Below are 16,998 nucleotides of genomic sequence, written 5' to 3' on the forward strand. Positions count from 1 at the left end.
CCGCGCACCCGGTAACGCGAAGAGTGACGACCATGTACGATTTACCTGACGCCCGCGGCCATTTCGGCCAGTACGGCGGTGTCTTTGTGGCCGAGACGCTGATTCACGCGCTCGATGAACTGCGTGAGGCTTATGCCAAGTATCAGCAGGATCCGGCCTTTCTCGAAGAATTCCATTACGAACTGAAGCACTACGTCGGCCGACCGTCGCCGATCTATCACGCCAAGCGCTGGAGCCAGGAACTGGGCGGCGCACAGGTGTACCTCAAGCGCGAAGACCTGAACCACACGGGTGCGCATAAGGTGAACAACGTGATCGGTCAGGCGCTGCTCGCGCGTCGCATGGGCAAGCGCCGTGTGATCGCCGAGACCGGCGCCGGTCAGCACGGTGTGGCCACCGCAACCATCGCTGCGCGTTTCGGCATGGAGTGCGTGGTGTACATGGGCTCGGAAGACGTCAAGCGTCAGGCCGCCAACGTGTACCGCATGCAACTGCTCGGCGCGACCGTCGTGCCGGTGGAATCCGGCTCCAAGACGCTCAAGGATGCGCTCAACGAAGCCATGCGTGACTGGGTGACGAACGTCGAAAGCACGTTCTACATCATCGGCACCGTGGCCGGCCCGCACCCGTACCCGATGCTCGTGCGCGACTTCCAGAGCGTGATCGGGGAAGAGTGCAAGGTGCAGATGCCGGAACTGGCCGGCCGTCAGCCGGATTACGTGCTGGCCTGCGTGGGCGGCGGTTCGAACGCGATGGGCATTTTCTATCCGTACATCGATGTGCCGGACGTGAAGCTCATCGGCGTGGAAGCGGCGGGCGACGGCATCGAGACGGGCCGTCACGCGGCGTCGATCATCGGTGGCACGCCCGGCGTGCTGCACGGCAACCGAACGTACTTGCTTCAGGACGCCAACGGGCAGATCACCGAGACGCATTCGATCTCGGCAGGTCTGGACTACCCGGGGGTCGGACCTGAGCATGCGTGGTTGCATGACATCAAGCGCGCCGAGTACGTGGGCATTACCGATAAGGAAGCCCTGCGTGCCTTCCACGACTGCTGCCGGATCGAGGGCATCATCCCGGCGCTGGAGTCGAGCCATGCGCTCGCTTATGCGTGCAAGCTTGCACCGACGCTGCCGAAGGATCAGATCGTTCTGGTCAATCTTTCGGGGCGCGGCGACAAGGACATGCACACCGTGATGGCGCTGGCGAAGCCGGCACCGGAAGGCGCATAAGTCGCATTCGTCGACGACCACCGATCCCAAGCACCCGACCAAGCACCTAAGTGGTGAAGGACAACAGAACCAGCATGACCGATCTGACTGATCGCAAGGCGCGCCGCGACGTCCCCGGGACCGAGCGTCCCGTGGATGCCACCGAAGCCGCCGCCGCGCGTCTCGAGGCCCTGGAAGCGGCCGGCGAGTTGCGCGCGCGATGGGCGCCGGGCGACATCACGTTACGTCATGCGGACTTTCTGCACCATTTGCACGAACTGGAAGACGGTAGCGTCGACCTGATCCTTGCCGACCCGCCCTATGGGCTCGGCAAGGATTATGGCAACGACTCCGACAAGCGTTCCGGCGAGGATTTTCTCGGCTGGACGTACGGGTGGCTCGAAGCGGCGATTCCGAAGCTCGCGCCGCGCGGCTCGCTCTACCTGTTCTGCACGTGGCAGTACGCCCCGGAACTGTTCGTCTTTCTGAAGCAGCGCATGCTGATGATCAACGAGATCATCTGGGATCGCCGCGTGCCCAGCATGGGCGGCAGTACGCGGCGGTTCTCGTCCGTGCACGACAACATCGGCTTTTTCGCGGTTTCGAAGGACTATTACTTCGACCTCGATGCCGTGCGCGTGCCATACGACGCCGCTACGAAGAAGGCGCGCTCGCGCCGTATCTTCGAAGGCAGTAAATGGCTGGAGCTGGGGTACAACCCCAAGGATCTGTGGTCGATTTCGCGATTGCACCGGCAAGACCCCGAACGGGTCGACCATCCGACGCAAAAACCGCTGCATATCATTGAGCGCATGGTGCTGGCCAGTTGCCCGCCCGGCGGTCTCGTGCTCGACCCTTTCATGGGCAGCGGCACGACTGCCGTGGCTTGCGCGCTGCACGGCCGGCGTTTCGTCGGCTATGAGCTGAACGCGCACTACCACTCGCTCGCCAACCAACGACTTCAGAGACTTTCCGATCATGTCCCGCATTCAAGCGACGTTCCAAGCCTTGCAAGCGCAGGGTAAAAAAGGCCTCATCCCGTTTATCACCGCCGGCGATCCCGAGCCGGGCTGGACGGTGAAGCTCATGCACGCGCTGGCCGACAACGGCGCCGACGTCATCGAACTCGGCGTGCCGTTCTCCGACCCGATGGCCGACGGGCCCGTCATCCAGCGTGCCTCCGAGCGCGCGCTCGCCCGCGGCGTGAGCCTCGCCGAAGTGCTCGGCTACGTGGCCGCGTTCCGTCAGACCAATGACCGTACGCCGGTCGTGCTGATGGGCTATGCCAACCCGATCGAGGCGATGGGGCTCGACGCGTTCGCCGAGCGTGCCGCCAAAGCCGGCGTGGACGGCGTGCTCGTCGTCGATTACCCGCCTGAAGAGGCCGAAGCCTTTGCCGGCGCCGTGCGCGCGCACGCCATCGATCCGATCTTCCTGCTCGCGCCCACGTCGACCGACGCCCGGATTGCGGCGGTGGCGCGTCAGGCGAGCGGCTATCTGTATTACGTCTCCCTGAAGGGGGTGACGGGCGCCGCCAGTCTGGATACGGCCAGCGTGGCTGCGAAGATCCCCCAGATCAAGGCCGAGGCAGACCTGCCGGTGGGCGTGGGTTTCGGCATTCGCGACGCCGAAACGGCCCGCGCGGTGGCGAATGTGGCCGATGCCGTGGTGATCGGCAGCGCCATCGTCCAGTTGCTGGAAAACACGCCGCGTGATCTGGAGGGCCAGAACGCGGTAAAATCGCTGGCTGAATTTATCGGCGGTATCCGTCAGGCGCTCGACTCGGGCGCCAAAACGGCGTAAATTCGCGGCAGAAATTTGCCGGGAGGCGGGGAGGTGTCGACGGGGTGTCGGTGCCGCCCGCAGTGGGATCCGCTGGATTGTCCGCTTTACCGCCCGATAAAACGCTGAATTGAAACGATCGTATTACACGGTCGCCGTGAACCCCCGAAAGCGCCCGCTGCCGCAACGTAGCGGGCGTTTCGCAAGGAGTAACTATGAGCTGGCTCGATAAGCTGCTGCCCCCCAAGATCAAGCAAACCGATCCGACGCAGCGCAACAAGAGCATCCCGGAAGGGCTGTGGATCAAGTGCCCGTCGTGCGAGGCCGTGCTGTATCGCGCCGACGTGGAGGCGAATCTGCACGTCTGCCCGAAGTGTGACCATCACATGCGCATCGGTGCGCGTGCGCGTCTGGACTCGCTGCTCGACTCGGAAGGTCGTTATGAACTCGGTCAGGAAATCGTCCCCGTCGACGCGCTGAAGTTCAAGGACAGCCGCAAGTACCCGGATCGCATCAAAGAAGCGATGGACGACACCGGCGAAACCGACGCGATGGTGGTGATGGGCGGTGCGATCCACACGCTGCCGGTCGTGGTGGCCTGCTTCGAGTTCTCGTTCATGGGCGGCTCGATGGGTTCGGTGGTCGGCGAGCGTTTCGTGCGCGGCGCGCAGAATGCGCTGGAGCAGGGCGTGCCGTTCATCTGTGTGACCGCTTCGGGCGGTGCGCGTATGCAGGAAAGCCTGCTCTCGCTCATGCAGATGGCAAAGACCACGGCCATGCTCACCAAGCTGGCTAACGCCAAGCTGCCGTTCATCTCCGTGCTGACCGACCCGACGATGGGCGGTGTGTCGGCCAGCTTCGCGTTCCTCGGCGACGTGGTGATTGCGGAACCGAAGGCGCTGATCGGCTTCGCCGGCCCGCGCGTGATCGAACAGACCGTGCGCGAGAAACTGCCGGAAGGCTTCCAGCGTTCGGAGTTCCTGTTGCAGAAGGGCGCGATCGACATGATCGTCGACCGTCGCAAGCTGCGTGAAGAAATCGCCCGCCTGATCGCCCTGATGCAGTGTCAGCCGGCAGACGCCGTCGCGTAAGTCGAGCGGATCCAACGCATCGAACGCAATAGAAAGCGCGGACGTTAGAGACGTCCGCGTTTTTGTTTTTCTGCCCGCATACCATGCCGACATACTCCACCCTCGACGCCTGGCTCGCCCATCTGGAAACCGCTCACCCTGTGGGCATCGATATGGGTCTCGCGCGCATTGGCCGCGTGAAAGACGCCCTCGGTCTGACATTCCCGTGCCCCGTCTTCACGGTCGGCGGCACGAACGGCAAGGGCTCGACCTGCGCCATCATCGAGGCGATTCTGCTGTCCGCCGGTTATCGCGTGGGCTGCCATACGTCGCCGCATCTGATCTCGTTCAACGAACGTGCGCGCATCAACGGCGAAATCGTTGACGATGCCACGCTGCTGCCGCATTTCGAAGCGGTTGAGAAAGCCCGCACGAGCTTCGACGAACCGGTCTCCCTCACGTATTTCGAATTCACCACGCTCGCGATCATGCATATGTTCGCCACGGCGGGGCTCGATGCCGTGATTCTCGAAGTGGGGCTGGGCGGGCGTCTGGATGCCGTGAACATCGTCGATGCGGATTGCGCCGTCATCACGAGCATCGACATCGATCACCAGCAGTATCTCGGCGATACACGCGAGGCGATCGCCACCGAGAAGGCGGGCATCTTCCGTCCGGGCAAGCCTGCGGTTTGCGGCGATCCGATGCCGCCGGCCACGTTGATCTCGGAAGCCGAACGTATCGGCGCCGACCTGTGGCTGTTCGGGCGTGACTTCAACTATCAGGGCGACAAGCAGCAGTGGAGCTATGGCGGGCGTCAGATGCGTCGTCCGGCACTCGCATACCCGGCGCTGCGTGGCGCCAACCAGTTGCTCAACGCCTCGGCGGCGCTCGCCGCACTCGAATCGATGCGCGACGTGCTGCCGGTGTCGGCGCAGGATATCCGTCTGGGATTGGCGTCCGTTGAGTTGCCGGGGCGTTTTCAGGTGCTGCCGGGGCGCCCCGCCGTGGTGCTCGACGTGGCGCACAATCCGCATGCCGCGGCCGCGCTCGGCCACAATCTCGACGGGATGGGCTTCTTCCCGTACACGTACGCCGTGTTCGGCGCGATGGCCGACAAGGACATCGAAGGCGTGCTGCGTCATCTCGTCGACAAGGTCGATCACTGGCGCCTGTGCGCGCTGCCGACCGAGCGTGCCGCGAGTCCGGCGCTGCTCGAAGAGAAGCTGCGTGCCGTCGGATTCGTCGAAGATGCCGATCATTCGATCGAAACCTTCGAATCCCCTGAGAAAGCTTACGCCGCCGCGCTCGAGCAGTGCGGCGAGAATGATAGAATTGTGGTTTTTGGATCGTTCTTTACGGTGGCGGGCGTGATGTCGCACCGCAAATTGCAGCGCCACTGAGGTGTGTCGACGCGTATGTCGTGACATTTGCTTACGAGAAATGTCATGCGCAGCACGCACAAGATGCGCGATGATCAATCCAACGACGCAAGTTTCGACCTGAGCCAAGGGCCTATGGGATTGTTTTCCTTCCGCAAGAAAGACGCCGAAGCCGTTCCCCCGAAGCGCGGTAGCCGCAGGAGCGGCCGCACCGGCACCCGTACGGCGGGAGGAGGGGGCGAGTACAGCGAGCACGAGCAACTCGACCCGCTGCTGCCCGAAAAGCAACGCGCGCGCCGCCGTCTGGTCGGCGCGCTTGCGCTTGTGCTTGCGGCCGTCATCATTTTGCCGATGGTGCTGGCGCCCGAGCCCAAACCGACGGCTGACGACATCGCCATCCAGATCCCCGGTAAGGACGCCAATTCGCCGCCTGTGCGCGTGAAGCCTCAGGCTGCGGCGACTGCACCATCGGATGCGTCACTCGACAAGGGTGAGGAAGCCGTCGACAGCAGCACGCTCGCGGCGTCGTCCAAGCCCGCGCCTGCACCGACGGCCGTGCCGCCGTCGGCCAGTGTCGCCCCGACGCCGTCCCCCGCGCCGAGCGCCGTGCCTGAGCCGAAAGTCGCGCAAGCGAAGCCCGAGGTGAAGCCGGAAATCAAGCCGGAAGCCAAGCCCGAGGTCAAGAAGCCGGAGCAGCACGCCGACGCCAAGCCGGCAGCCAAACCGGAGTCGCACGACGCGGCCAAGACACCGGCCAAGCCGCAGCAGCCGAACAACAACGTGGCGGATCCGATTGCGCAGTTCGCGCAGAACAATGCCACGGCCAAACCCGCCGCCAAGCCGGACACGCACGATACCGCCCAGAAACCGGCCTCGAATGGCAAGTATCTGGTCCGCATCGGAGCCTTCTCGACGCAGGACCGGGCACAGGCCTGGCTCGTCAAGCTCAAGCTGGTGAACGTGCCGAGCTACATGGTCAAGAGCACCGTTGATGGCCGCGAGCTGTATCTGTTGCGGGCAGGCCCGTTCCCGGATCGTACGGCGGCGGAAGCGGCCGGCAAGAAGATTCGCGACGCCGGACTGACGGCGCAGGTCGCCGAGGCGGGCTGATTTGGGCGATACGGTGCATAGCGGTCTGTTGACCGTGGTGGATTACGCGGCCATCGCCATTTTGCTCGGTTCGATGTTGCTGGGCATGTTGCGCGGCCTGGTTCGCGAGTTGTTCAATCTGGTGGGCTGGGTCGTGGCGTTCTTCGTGGCGCGCGCCTTCGGCCCGACCGTGGCGCACTGGCTGCCTGCCGACCTTCCCGGCGGCGAACTGACGCAAGGTGCGCTGGGCTTCCTGCTGGTGCTGGTGGCCGTGGTGTTCGGCGCCGGAATCGTCAGCGCGCTGGTGGGGCGTATGACCGATATGATCGGCCTGCGTCCGGCCGATCGCGGGCTGGGCATGTTGTTCGGCATCGTTCGCGGCATTCTGCTCTTGATGTTGTTGATGGTCGCCGCCAAGTTAACGGCATTGCCGCAACAACCGGTCTGGCAACAGTCGCTGACGCGGCCATGGGTCGAGGCGGGGCTGGATCGGCTGATGCCGTACCTGCCGGAGGCTGTGCAGCATTACTTGCGCAAACCCGAGACGGTCGTGCCGAGCGTCAATCCGATGGGAACGACGATTCCCTTGCCACAATTGGAACCCTATCGCGGCGGCCAGAATGGTCAGGGCGGCGAGGGCGGGCAGTCGGGCAGCGGTGCGCAGCGCCCCTCTGGCGGTCAGAGCGGTGCGGTGAGCGGTATCGTCAATGACGTTGCAAACGACGTGACGAACGAAGTGAAGAACGGCGCGGCGAAAGCCGTTTCGACGCGGTTGTCGAACCTCATGGGTGGCGCGCTTCGCGACACCAGCGGTACGGCGCTGTCCGGTGCAGGGCTGAATGCCCAGGGGACGGGGGACGCGGCCAACGCCCAGCAGGGCTGGGGCATGCGCAGCGGTGGCGTAGGGGGATCGGGCGGCTCGGCAGCCCCCGGCGGAACGCCCACGCCGTCGACCGGCCTGCACAAGGTTTCCGAATGACGGATAATACTGTCCGTTTGACGCAGATTTCGATGTTTTTTGAAGGATTCATGCCATGTGTGGCATCGTCGGTGTAGTCTCCAAATCCCCGGTCAACCAGTTCATTTACGATAGCTTGCTGCTGCTGCAGCACCGCGGCCAGGACGCCGCCGGTATCGCAACGACGGATGGCCAGTCCTTCTACATGCACAAGGGCAACGGCATGGTGCGCGACGTGTTCCGCACGCGCAACATGCGCGATTTGCCGGGCACGGTCGGTATCGGCCAGGTGCGCTACCCGACGGCAGGCTCGTCGAGCGCCGCACAGGCCCAGCCGTTCTACGTGAACGCGCCGTACGGCATCGTGCTCGCTCACAACGGCAACCTGACGAACTGGGAACAGCTCAAGGACGAGATGTTCCGCGTCGACCGTCGTCACATCAACACCACCTCCGACTCGGAAGTCCTGCTCAACGTGCTCGCGCACGAGTTGCAGGAAAGCTCGCGCGACGGCTTGTCCGTCGAGTCGCTGTTCCAGGCCGTGAGCAAGGTGCACAACCGTCTGCGCGGCTCGTACGCCATCGTCTCCATCATCTCCGGCTTCGGCCTGCTCGCGTTCCGCGATCCGAACGGTATCCGTCCGCTGTGTATCGGCCGCTCGGATGGCCCGAACGGCACGGAGTGGATGGTGGCGTCGGAGTCGGTGGCACTCGAAGGCATGGGCTTCGCGTTCGAGCGTGACGTCAAGCCGGGCGAGGCGATCTTCATCAGCAACGACGGCGAACTGACGTCGAAGCAATGCTCGGCATCGTCGTCGATGCATCCGTGCATTTTCGAGCTCGTGTATCTGGCGCGTCCGGACTCGGTGCTCGATGGCGTGCCGGTCTACGACGCGCGTCTGCGCATGGGCGACTACCTCGCCGAGAAGATTCGTCGCGAAATCGACTACAAGGACATCGACGTCGTCATGCCGATTCCGGACTCCAGCCGTCCGGCCGCCATGCAGGTCGCCAAGCGTCTCGGTCTGAACTATCGCGAAGGCTTCTTCAAGAACCGTTACGTCGGCCGTACCTTCATCATGCCCGGTCAGGCGATGCGCAAGAAGTCGGTGCGCCAGAAGCTCAACGCCATGCGCGTGGAGTTCAAGGACAAGAACGTGCTGATCGTCGACGACTCGATCGTGCGCGGCACGACCAGCCAGGAAATCGTGCAGATGGCGCGCGACGCCGGCGCCCGCAAGGTGATCTTCGCCTCGGCGGCACCGCCCGTGAAGTTCCCGAACGTGTACGGCATCGACATGCCCACGCGCAGCGAACTGGTCGCGCACGATCGCAGCGATGAGGAAGTCGCGCGCATCATCGGCGCCGACGAACTGATCTATCAGGACGTCGAAGACATGAAGGCTGCCGTGCGCGACATCAACCCGGCACTCTCCGACTTCGATGCTTCGTGCTTCGACGGCAACTACATCACGGGCGACGTCACGCCGGAGTACCTCAATCGTCTGGAGCAGCAACGCAAGGCGCCGAAGGCGCCGGTCGTGGAGTCCAGCGAAGGCGATGAAAACGAACCGCGCGGCGCGCAACTGGGCCTCTGAGCCTGGTGCAGCCGGTGCAATGATGACCGGAAGCCCCCACGGATCGGGGCTGCCGGGTGGGGCGGCGGCGTTTTTCCATCCTCGCCCGCAACGTGCTACACTGCTTCTCACGTCGATTTGATTTCAGCTTGCGGACGTGGGGGAATATCCCCGAAACAGCTAAAGCGAGGCCTAGACAGATGGATTTCGAGCCCGTTTTGCTGACAAGCGAAACGGGCTTTTCTTTTTTTGGCCGGCGAGCGCGCCGACCCAATGACGAGACACACGATGGATTCCTTCGACTTCGATACCCTGGCGGTGCGCGCGGGCACGCAACGCTCCGAGTTTGGTGAACACTCCGAGGCGCTGTACCTGACCTCGAGCTTCGTTTTCAAGAGCGCGGCCGAGGCTGCCGAGCGCTTCGCGCATTCGGAAGAGGGCTTCACGTACTCGCGGTTCACCAACCCGACCGTATCGATGTTCCAGGATCGCCTGGCGGCGCTCGAAGGCGGTGAGGCGTGCATGGCGACGGCCTCGGGCATGAGCGCCATCGTCTCCGTCGTGATGACCGCGCTCTCGGCGGGCGATCACCTCGTCAGTTCGCAAAGCATTTTCGGCTCGACGCTGAACGTCTTCTCGACGATCTTCAGCCGCTTCGGTGTCGAGACGACGTTCGTCGATCCGACCGATCTCGACGCATGGCGTGCCGCGATCCGTCCGAACACGAAGATGTTCTTCCTCGAGACGCCGTCCAACCCGCTCACCGACATTGCCGACATCGAAGCGATCGGCAAGATCGCGAAGGAAGCGGGCGCACTGTTCGTCGTCGACAACTGTTTCTGTACGCCGGTGTTGCAGCGTCCGATCGAGTACGGTGCGGACGTGGTGGTGCACTCGGCCACGAAGTACCTCGACGGTCAGGGTCGTGTGCTGGGCGGCGCCATCGTCGGCAAGAAGGACTTCATCATGGGCAAGATCTTCACGTTCGTGCGCAGTGCCGGCCCGACGCTCTCGGCGTTCAACGCCTGGGTGTTGCTCAAGGGGCTGGAGACGTTGTCGTTGCGCGTGGAGAAGCAATCGGCCAATGCGCTCGAACTGGCGCAGTGGCTGGAGCAGCAGCCGCAGGTTGGTCGCGTGTTTTATCCGGGCCTGCCGTCGCACCCGCAGTATGAACTGGCGAAGCGTCAGCAAAAGTCGGGCGGCGCTATCGTCGCCTTCGAACTCAAGGGCGCGACGCCTGCCGAGCAACGCGAGAACGCCTGGCGCGTGATCGACAGCACGCGTGTGTGCTCGATCACGGGCAACCTCGGCGATACGCGCACGACCATCACGCACCCGGCGAGCACCACACACGGTCGCATCACGCCGGAAGCGCGCGCTGCGGCGGGCATTACCGAAGGGCTGATCCGTCTGGCGGTCGGTCTGGAATCGCCGGCCGACATTCAGGCCGATCTGGCACGCGGTTTCAAGTCATGAGCCAATTCTGGAGTGCCGGCGTCGCCGATCTGACGCCCTATGTCCCCGGTGAGCAGCCGCAGATGCAGCGCCTCATCAAGCTCAACACCAACGAGAATCCGTACGGTCCGTCGCCGCGCGTCGTCGCTGCCATTCGCGAGGCGCTCGGTGCCGATGCCGATGCGCTCAAGCTGTACCCCGATCCCGATGCCCGCCGTTTCAAGCAGGCGATTGCCACGCGCTTCGGCCTCGACGTCGCCAACGTGCACGTGGGCAACGGCTCGGACGAAGTGCTGGCGAATGTGTTCCAGGGTTTGTTGAAGCACGACAAGCCGATTCTGTACCCGGACATCACCTACAGTTTCTATCCCGTGTATTGCGGGCTGTATGGGGTGGCGTTCGAAACCGTGCCGCTCACGGACACGTTCGAGATCGCCGTCGACGATTACCTCAAGCCTAACGGCGGCATCATCTTCCCGAATCCGAATGCCCCGACGGGACGCGTGCTGGCGTCTGGCGAGATCGAGCGTCTGCTCGCGGGCAATCCGGGTTCGGTGGTCGTCATCGACGAGGCGTATATCGACTTCGGTGGCGAAACGGCGGCCGGTCTGATCGCGAAGTACCCGAACCTGCTGGTCGTGCAGACGCTGTCGAAATCGCGCTCGCTGGCCGGTCTTCGTCTAGGGTTTGCGATCGGCCACAAGGATCTGATCGAAGCGCTGGAGCGGGTGAAGAACAGCTTCAACTCGTACCCACTCGACCGTCTTGCACAGGCGGCGGGCGTGGCGGCCATCGAGGACGAAGCGTATTTCGACGAAACGCGTCATGCGGTCATCGAAAGCCGTGAGGCCTTGACGTCGCGACTGACGGCGCTCGGTTTCGAAGTGCTGCCGTCGAAAGCGAACTTCGTGTTCGTGCGTCATCCGGCACACGACGCGGCGCAACTGGCCGCTGCGCTGCGCGAGCGCTCGATCATCGTGCGTCACTTCAAGCATGCGCGCATCGCGCAGTTCCTGCGGGTTACGGTGGGAACGGAAGCGGAATGCGTGGCACTCTCCGATGCGCTGAGCGCATTGCTTGGGGCGACCTGACTCGCATCGCGCAGCACAAGGCCTGAGTGCTCCCTCCGTGCGGAGTGACGTGAATTCGCCACGCCGCACAGCAGGTCATTTCCGCGGGCGCGCACCGTTGGTCCGAGGCCGCCGGGCGCGCCGTCGCCTAACCAAGGTAGCGGCTCAAGCGTTGCGACGCAACGCCTGTGCCGAGCAGTAAGGCAGACGTCAGCAGCTTGCCGTCCGGCAGCACATGGACCGATTCGGATATCGCAATGCCGCCCGTCGGCGGATCGGCGATGACGATTCCACCGTCTCCGAATGTCGCATCCCGGGTTCCATCCAGGTTCAGGCGCTCGAGCGTGGCACGCGCCGCACCGTAAGTCGAACCGGCACACACCATTTTTCCGTCCGGTTGAACAGCGAGTGCGAGATTCGCGTGCCGGGATTCGCTGATAGACGACAACACCGGAATCCCATTGTTGAACGTCGCGTCAGGTGAGCCATTGGCTTGCGTTCGCCAACACCATGCGATCGTCGGATCTTGGTCGTCACCTGTTGTCACGCTGTTGCCTACGCAGACGATTCGGCCGTCGGGCATGATGACCATCCCGGTGGCTTGCGCCATACGCCCATCATCGAAGAAGCCGAAGGGCACATGTCCGTTGTTTCCGAAGGTACGGTCGGCAGTGCCCCGTTCGTCATAGCGTGTGAGGCCGAACCCTGACGTGTAGAACTTGCCGTCGGCACGCAGCCTGAGGACGAATTGCATCGAGCTTAACGGGTACGCGTTGGCCAGTCCCCCGTGGCCGAAGCCGAAATCCATCGTGCCGTCTGCCGCCAACTGGCACAGCATGCTCAGGCCACCGGCTGTCACGTTTCCGGAAAATGCTGTGGCAAGGATTCGCCCATCCGGTCGCACTGACATCTGGTGAGTCTCATCTTTGTTGCCGCCCGTCATATTGACCAGCGTGAACCCGGCGTTGCCGAAGGTGGTGTCGAGCCGTCCGTCCGAGGTGATGCGAGCGAACATCACGATGCCTTCGAAGTCCGTGAATGCAAGGTGGCCCCCAACGACGATTTTCCCGTCGGGCTGGACGACAACATCTGCGGGCTTGAAGTTGCCGACGGGGCCGTGGTCGGGATGTGTGTAGAACGGCACGATGACGCGACCGGCCTCGCCAAACGCCGGATCGGGGGCGCCGTCGGGGAGGTGACGCACCAAGGTGACGCCAACGCCGTCGAACCACCTGCCCGCGCTCAGCAGGTTGCCGTTGGACTGAACGCGCGTTACGCCATTGGCCAATGGGAAGTCTACGTATCCGCCGTTGCCGAATGTCGGGTCAAGCGTGCCGGCGCGTGAGGGTTGGGTCATGATCATCACCTTGAAGCGTTGAGAATCTTCATCATGGAATGCATCCAGGTAGTCGCGTGCCGGCAGAATTCGGCAACGACTGTCTACCTTGTCAGTTGGCAGGCGCAAGTCTTGCCGCTCAGGGCAGGTATCGACTCAGTCGTGTGAGTGCCGGTTCGACACCGAACGACCGGGCGGTCGTCAGTAGCTTTCCATCGGGTTGAATCGCGAGGCTTCGCATCATGACCAACAGGTCGCCTGCGGGCGGTGGTTCGACGATGATGCCGTCGTTCCCGAATGTCGTATCGCGACTGCCGCTTGGGTTCAACCGCTCGAGCACTGCCCCGGACGTGCCGTAGAGCGCACCTGCCACCACGATCTTTCCGTCTGCCTGCATGGCGAGCGAGAACGGGGCGTAACTACTGCCATCGCCTAAACGTGAAATGACCGGCACGCCACCGTTGAAGGTGCTGTCGAGGCTGCCATTGGCCAACAGGCGGAAAGTCCACATGACTGCGCTCTTGCCTGGCTCCGCCTGGGTGTCGCCGACGGTGCCCGCGAGTACGAGTTTCCCGTCGGCCTGGACGACGATCTGGCTGACGTTCCAGTGCCGTAGTGCCGGGTAGTCACTCGAAAAATCGAGTGGCACATGACCGCCTGTGCCGAAAGAGGGATCCAGATTCGCAGCGGCATCGAAGCAGGAGATGCCCGATCTGTCGCCGGTGTACATCCTGCCGTCGGGCAGGGCTGCAAACGCCGATGCCACGCCGGACGCGGCAGGAAAAGGTACGAGGCCGTTGTTTCCGAAACTGCTGTCCGGAAGGCCGTTGGCGGTGAGCCGCGCAAACGTTGTCGCCGGGGGCGCGATGGTGGATTGGGACGAATTGCCGAGGATGATGATCTTGCCGTTGCCCAGCAGGTGCATGCCGACGAACGAGGCGTGAAGGCCAGGTGGGATATGGATGACGTATTTGCCCTCCAGGCCAAATGTCGTGTCCAGTGTCCCGTTCTGATCGATGCGGCAGACTTGCAGCAAACGGAAGCCGGCGAACGGGCGAGCGACGATCAGGTTGGCGAGGACAATCTTGCCGTCGTTGGTGAGAGCCGCCGTCTCGGGATAGATGGTTTCTCCAGTCGTGTCACCGAATGTGATGTAAAGGCGCCCGTTGGTACCGAAGGCGCTATCGATCTCACCGTTCGGAAGATGGCGATAGGCAAACACGCCGTTGCGATGTCGCTCCTCGGTGCCGAAGCTGATGATCTTGCCGTCGGGCAGCAACTGCGAGACGCCGCTGGCCATGGGAATGTCGACGTGCCCTTGCGTGCCGAATCCGGCGTCGGGCTGCCCGTTGCGATGTGATGGCGTCATCATTGCGCTCCTTGTGAATGGCCCGTCCGACGACGTTGCGTCGTAGGCCATGCGGGCAGGATCGCGAAACGTGTGATGCGCGACAACTGTCAACCTTGTCAGTTGTCGCCCGTAAATCCCGCTGCAAAAATCCCCCCTGTGAGGTGAAGTTCGCCTTCCTTCTCAGCGAAACCGCACGAAATGGGGGATCTCATCATGAGGCGTTCTCTGGTGAACCAATGTAGCGTCGTGTTGTTTGTGTGCTTGCTGAGCGCCTGCATGTCTGTGCCTACGCGAACGGTAGGCGGTCAATCGCCGGGCGTATCTGCACCACGCGATATCAAGAGCCTGCACACGCGGGGGCTGGAGACGATCGTCGAGCTTTACGTCTATTACAACTCGACCGTGATGGATTGCGGTGGTCCTCAGCTGCCGGCCGTGCTATGCAGCGGCGTGCCGATTCGCGCCACGCAGAACGTGCCCGATGGCACGCCCTGGGAGCCGAGCGCGTCGTCGATCGAGAGCGGGGGGACGTCGTTCTCCTGGCTGCGTCAGGACGCGAACTTCTCGCTGATTCCGATTAGTCGCACCAACGGCTTCATCTTCTATCCCAGGATGCGTACACCGACGGACAAGATCGGCAACATCGAAGTGCTCTGCGGGTTTTCGATGGATGGGCTGACGTCTTACCGGGATGAGCAGGGATGTGGCGAGTCGGAGGTGTATCCGGTGGAGAGTCGTCCATGCGACATCGTGGGGGTGACGACCGCGGCGCAATGGTTTGCTAAGTGGGATGCCGCGTTCGACAAGATGTCGCAGGTGTGCGGCTTCAATCTTCGGGAAAGTGCCAGAGATCAGGCAGACCGGTTCGTGCAGGTGATCCTGGCGAAGCACATGATTCCGGATCGGTTTTGGGGGCAGTGGAACGAACTGCGTCTCGCCACGTGGGCGCAGGGCGTTGGCAAGGACCTGCCGATCATCGCGTTCTTCTATGGCGATGGCAATGCGGATGGGCTCGCCGGTGCCCGCGCGGATCAGCAGAAGTACTTCGATCTTTATGCGCAGGCCATCCCGATCGTTCGCATTGCATTGCCGGCGGCGAAGGGAGGTCGCGCCCAGTTTTCCTACAGCGATGACGATCAGGCGGTACATGAGAAGGTGGCGCGCAGGTAATGGGGAAAAAGCAAAGAGCCGCCGGAAGGGGCGCGCGAGCAGGACGATAGGGGGTGGGGGTGCGCTGCCGGCGGGCGGTGCGGGGCCGGGACCGGTGCGTAACATTGCACCGGCCCCCGTTGCCCTCGTCGGTATATATGCCTCGCGACGAGAGCGCGGCCCGGCATGTCGCGTAACACCCGCCAGTGTGGCGATCAGTGCCCGTGTGCCATGTCGAGTGACGTCAACGTTGTCGAACGTGAGCGGGCGATGATCGCCAGTTGCAGTGCGAAACCTGCCGTCATTGCGAACAGGCACGCCTTCACGCCGAACGCGGCCGCGATCCACGCGCCGACGAAGGCGCCGAGCGGGCGCGCCCCGAACGTGGCTGTCATCGTGACGGCCGACACGCGTGCGATCAACTCGCCGGGCGTGACGATCTGGCGTAGCGATGTCGTGGAGATCGTCCAGACGATCGGGCCGAAACCGAAGAGGAAGAAGGCGGCGAACACAACGGCATATAACGCGAAGCTTGCCGTGCCGGTTCGCGCAAATGCGGTCGTCGATGCCATCAGCACTGCCGCGAGCGCGGCGCAGGCCGGGCCGAGCAGGATCTGCCGACCGAAGCGCAAGCGCTGCGCAATGCGCGCGTAACCCACCGCACCGCACACCATGCCAAAGCCGTACACGCCGAGCGCGGCACCAACGCCGCGTGCCGAGAAGGCCAGCGTGTCGATCGCGTAAAAGGCGAAGACCGACAGCAGCAGATACCAGGATGTGTTGAACACGAAAGCGGTCGTCACGATCGAGCGCAGATGGGTATGGCTCACGATGAAGCGAATGCCTTCGCCGAGTTCGTGGATGAAATGGCGGCGCGACGCCGCCCGTGGCGCTTCCTTCGGCAAGCGTGATAACCAGAACGCGCTACCCAGCGACAACGCGAAGGCGGTGGCAAATGCGACCTTGCCCGACGCCACGCCGGCGAGCACACCGCCGATCGCCGGGCCCGCGGTGAACGCGATGCTGCGCGCGGTTTCCAGCCGTCGGTTCGCGGCGAGCAAATGCGAGGGGCCGACCAGCGTCGCGACGAGCGACGGCGCGGCGGCACCGAAGACGACCGTCCCGGTTGCCATTGCGAAGCCCATTGCACCCAGCGCCGTCAGCGTCAACCAATGCGCTTGCAGCAACGCAAAGAGCATCAGCAACGCCATGGCACGCAGCAACTCCGTCGCGATCATGAGCGGTTTGCGCCGGTAGCGGTCGGCAAGCACTCCCGCCGGCAGTGAAAGGAGGAGGAACGGTAATGTCGTGGCGGCTTGCAGCGATGCGGTCTGTTCCGCCGAGGCGTTCAGCGCGATGACGGCAATAATCGGAATCACGGCCAGCGTCATCTGCTCGCTGAATTGTGCCGCGAGATTCGCCCGCGATAGCGACGTGATGACGGATGTGATCGACATGGGACTCCCTTCGGGAACGTTATTTCGAAGGGAGTCTAGGGCAGGCGTGATGCGGCGGCGCTCCGTTTCTTGCTATTGAATTCGCGAGCCGTGGCCGCTCACGCGAAGT

14 protein-coding genes are annotated in these 16,998 nt (G+C 63.3%); 11 read left to right on the forward strand and 3 right to left on the reverse strand.

Annotated features, from left to right (window positions below; translation table 11 throughout):
• Positions 1 to 32 precede the first annotated feature (32 nt).
• From trpB to hisC, 10 genes are all read left to right on the forward strand, one after another.
• Positions 33 to 1,235: a tryptophan synthase subunit beta gene (gene trpB, locus A9762_RS27300; RefSeq protein WP_069345087.1), complete on the forward strand. Its 1,203-nt coding sequence runs from the start codon at positions 33 to 35 to the stop codon at positions 1,233 to 1,235.
• Between the two features lie 74 nt (positions 1,236 to 1,309).
• Positions 1,310 to 2,239, forward strand: coding sequence for a site-specific DNA-methyltransferase (locus A9762_RS27305; RefSeq protein ID WP_240493732.1), 930 nt, complete (start codon positions 1,310 to 1,312; stop codon positions 2,237 to 2,239).
• Positions 2,193 to 3,017: a tryptophan synthase subunit alpha gene (trpA, locus tag A9762_RS27310; protein WP_069345088.1), complete on the forward strand. Its 825-nt coding sequence runs from the start codon at positions 2,193 to 2,195 to the stop codon at positions 3,015 to 3,017. The genes A9762_RS27305 and trpA overlap by 47 nt, the downstream gene beginning before the upstream one ends.
• Positions 3,018 to 3,211: 194 nt before the next feature.
• Positions 3,212 to 4,087, forward strand: a complete 876-nt coding sequence (accD, locus tag A9762_RS27315; RefSeq protein ID WP_069345089.1) for an acetyl-CoA carboxylase, carboxyltransferase subunit beta — start codon at positions 3,212 to 3,214, stop codon at positions 4,085 to 4,087.
• 83 nt (positions 4,088 to 4,170) lie between these two features.
• Positions 4,171 to 5,469 (forward strand): bifunctional tetrahydrofolate synthase/dihydrofolate synthase, encoded by a 1,299-nt coding sequence (gene folC, locus A9762_RS27320; protein ID WP_069345090.1) that lies wholly within the window; start codon positions 4,171 to 4,173, stop codon positions 5,467 to 5,469.
• A gap of 45 nt (positions 5,470 to 5,514) precedes the next feature.
• Positions 5,515 to 6,558 carry an SPOR domain-containing protein gene (locus A9762_RS27325; RefSeq protein ID WP_083254334.1) on the forward strand — a complete coding sequence of 348 codons (1,044 nt, stop codon included), beginning with the start codon at positions 5,515 to 5,517 and terminating at the stop codon, positions 6,556 to 6,558.
• Position 6,559: 1 nt separating this feature from the next.
• Entirely contained in the window at positions 6,560 to 7,516 is a 957-nt protein-coding gene (locus A9762_RS27330; protein ID WP_069345091.1) for a CvpA family protein, read from the forward strand.
• Between the two features lie 55 nt (positions 7,517 to 7,571).
• Positions 7,572 to 9,092, forward strand: coding sequence for an amidophosphoribosyltransferase (gene purF, locus A9762_RS27335; RefSeq protein WP_069345092.1), 1,521 nt, complete (start codon positions 7,572 to 7,574; stop codon positions 9,090 to 9,092).
• Between the two features lie 267 nt (positions 9,093 to 9,359).
• Positions 9,360 to 10,547, forward strand: a complete 1,188-nt coding sequence (locus A9762_RS27340; protein ID WP_069345093.1) for an O-succinylhomoserine sulfhydrylase — start codon at positions 9,360 to 9,362, stop codon at positions 10,545 to 10,547.
• Positions 10,544 to 11,617, forward strand: a complete 1,074-nt coding sequence (gene hisC, locus A9762_RS27345; RefSeq protein WP_069345094.1) for a histidinol-phosphate transaminase — start codon at positions 10,544 to 10,546, stop codon at positions 11,615 to 11,617. The genes A9762_RS27340 and hisC overlap by 4 nt, the downstream gene beginning before the upstream one ends.
• A gap of 127 nt (positions 11,618 to 11,744) precedes the next feature.
• Here hisC and A9762_RS27350 read toward each other — a convergent pair whose 3' ends face one another.
• Together A9762_RS27350 and A9762_RS27355 are read right to left on the reverse strand one after the other, a co-directional pair.
• Positions 11,745 to 13,061, reverse strand: a complete 1,317-nt coding sequence (locus A9762_RS27350) for a hypothetical protein (protein ID WP_139133430.1) — start codon at positions 13,059 to 13,061, stop codon at positions 11,745 to 11,747.
• Positions 13,062 to 13,071: 10 nt separating this feature from the next.
• Complete coding sequence (locus A9762_RS27355) at positions 13,072 to 14,352, reverse strand: hypothetical protein (RefSeq protein ID WP_083254335.1); 1,281 nt, start codon at positions 14,350 to 14,352, stop codon at positions 13,072 to 13,074.
• 207 nt (positions 14,353 to 14,559) lie between these two features.
• On the opposite strand from A9762_RS27355, the gene A9762_RS27360 reads away from it, so the two are divergent.
• On the forward strand, positions 14,560 to 15,453 hold the full coding sequence (locus A9762_RS27360; protein ID WP_139133431.1) for a hypothetical protein: 894 nt from the start codon (positions 14,560 to 14,562) through the stop codon (positions 15,451 to 15,453).
• 194 nt (positions 15,454 to 15,647) lie between these two features.
• Here A9762_RS27360 and A9762_RS27365 read toward each other — a convergent pair whose 3' ends face one another.
• Positions 15,648 to 16,889: an MFS transporter gene (locus A9762_RS27365; protein WP_069345098.1), complete on the reverse strand. Its 1,242-nt coding sequence runs from the start codon at positions 16,887 to 16,889 to the stop codon at positions 15,648 to 15,650.
• Positions 16,890 to 16,998: the final 109 nt, after the last annotated feature.

The organism is Pandoraea sp. ISTKB (assembly GCF_001721285.1).
Classification (GTDB): Bacteria; Pseudomonadota; Gammaproteobacteria; order Burkholderiales; family Burkholderiaceae; genus Pandoraea; species Pandoraea capi.

Excerpts from the sequence above, each read along its gene's own strand:
- trpB (WP_069345087.1), top strand. The coding sequence starts at position 33 with ATGTACGATTTACCTGACGCCCGCGGCCATTTCGGCCAGTACGGCGGT.
- A9762_RS27305 (WP_240493732.1), top strand. The coding sequence starts at position 1,310 with ATGACCGATCTGACTGATCGCAAGGCGCGCCGCGACGTCCCCGGGACC.
- trpA (WP_069345088.1), top strand. The coding sequence starts at position 2,193 with ATGTCCCGCATTCAAGCGACGTTCCAAGCCTTGCAAGCGCAGGGTAAA.
- accD (WP_069345089.1), top strand. The coding sequence starts at position 3,212 with ATGAGCTGGCTCGATAAGCTGCTGCCCCCCAAGATCAAGCAAACCGAT.
- folC (WP_069345090.1), top strand. The coding sequence starts at position 4,171 with ATGCCGACATACTCCACCCTCGACGCCTGGCTCGCCCATCTGGAAACC.
- A9762_RS27325 (WP_083254334.1), top strand. The coding sequence starts at position 5,515 with ATGCGCAGCACGCACAAGATGCGCGATGATCAATCCAACGACGCAAGT.
- purF (WP_069345092.1), top strand. The coding sequence starts at position 7,572 with ATGTGTGGCATCGTCGGTGTAGTCTCCAAATCCCCGGTCAACCAGTTC.
- A9762_RS27340 (WP_069345093.1), top strand. The coding sequence starts at position 9,360 with ATGGATTCCTTCGACTTCGATACCCTGGCGGTGCGCGCGGGCACGCAA.
- hisC (WP_069345094.1), top strand. The coding sequence starts at position 10,544 with ATGAGCCAATTCTGGAGTGCCGGCGTCGCCGATCTGACGCCCTATGTC.
- A9762_RS27355 (WP_083254335.1), bottom strand. The coding sequence starts at position 14,352 with ATGGCCTACGACGCAACGTCGTCGGACGGGCCATTCACAAGGAGCGCA.
- A9762_RS27360 (WP_139133431.1), top strand. The coding sequence starts at position 14,560 with ATGTCTGTGCCTACGCGAACGGTAGGCGGTCAATCGCCGGGCGTATCT.
- A9762_RS27365 (WP_069345098.1), bottom strand. The coding sequence starts at position 16,889 with ATGTCGATCACATCCGTCATCACGTCGCTATCGCGGGCGAATCTCGCG.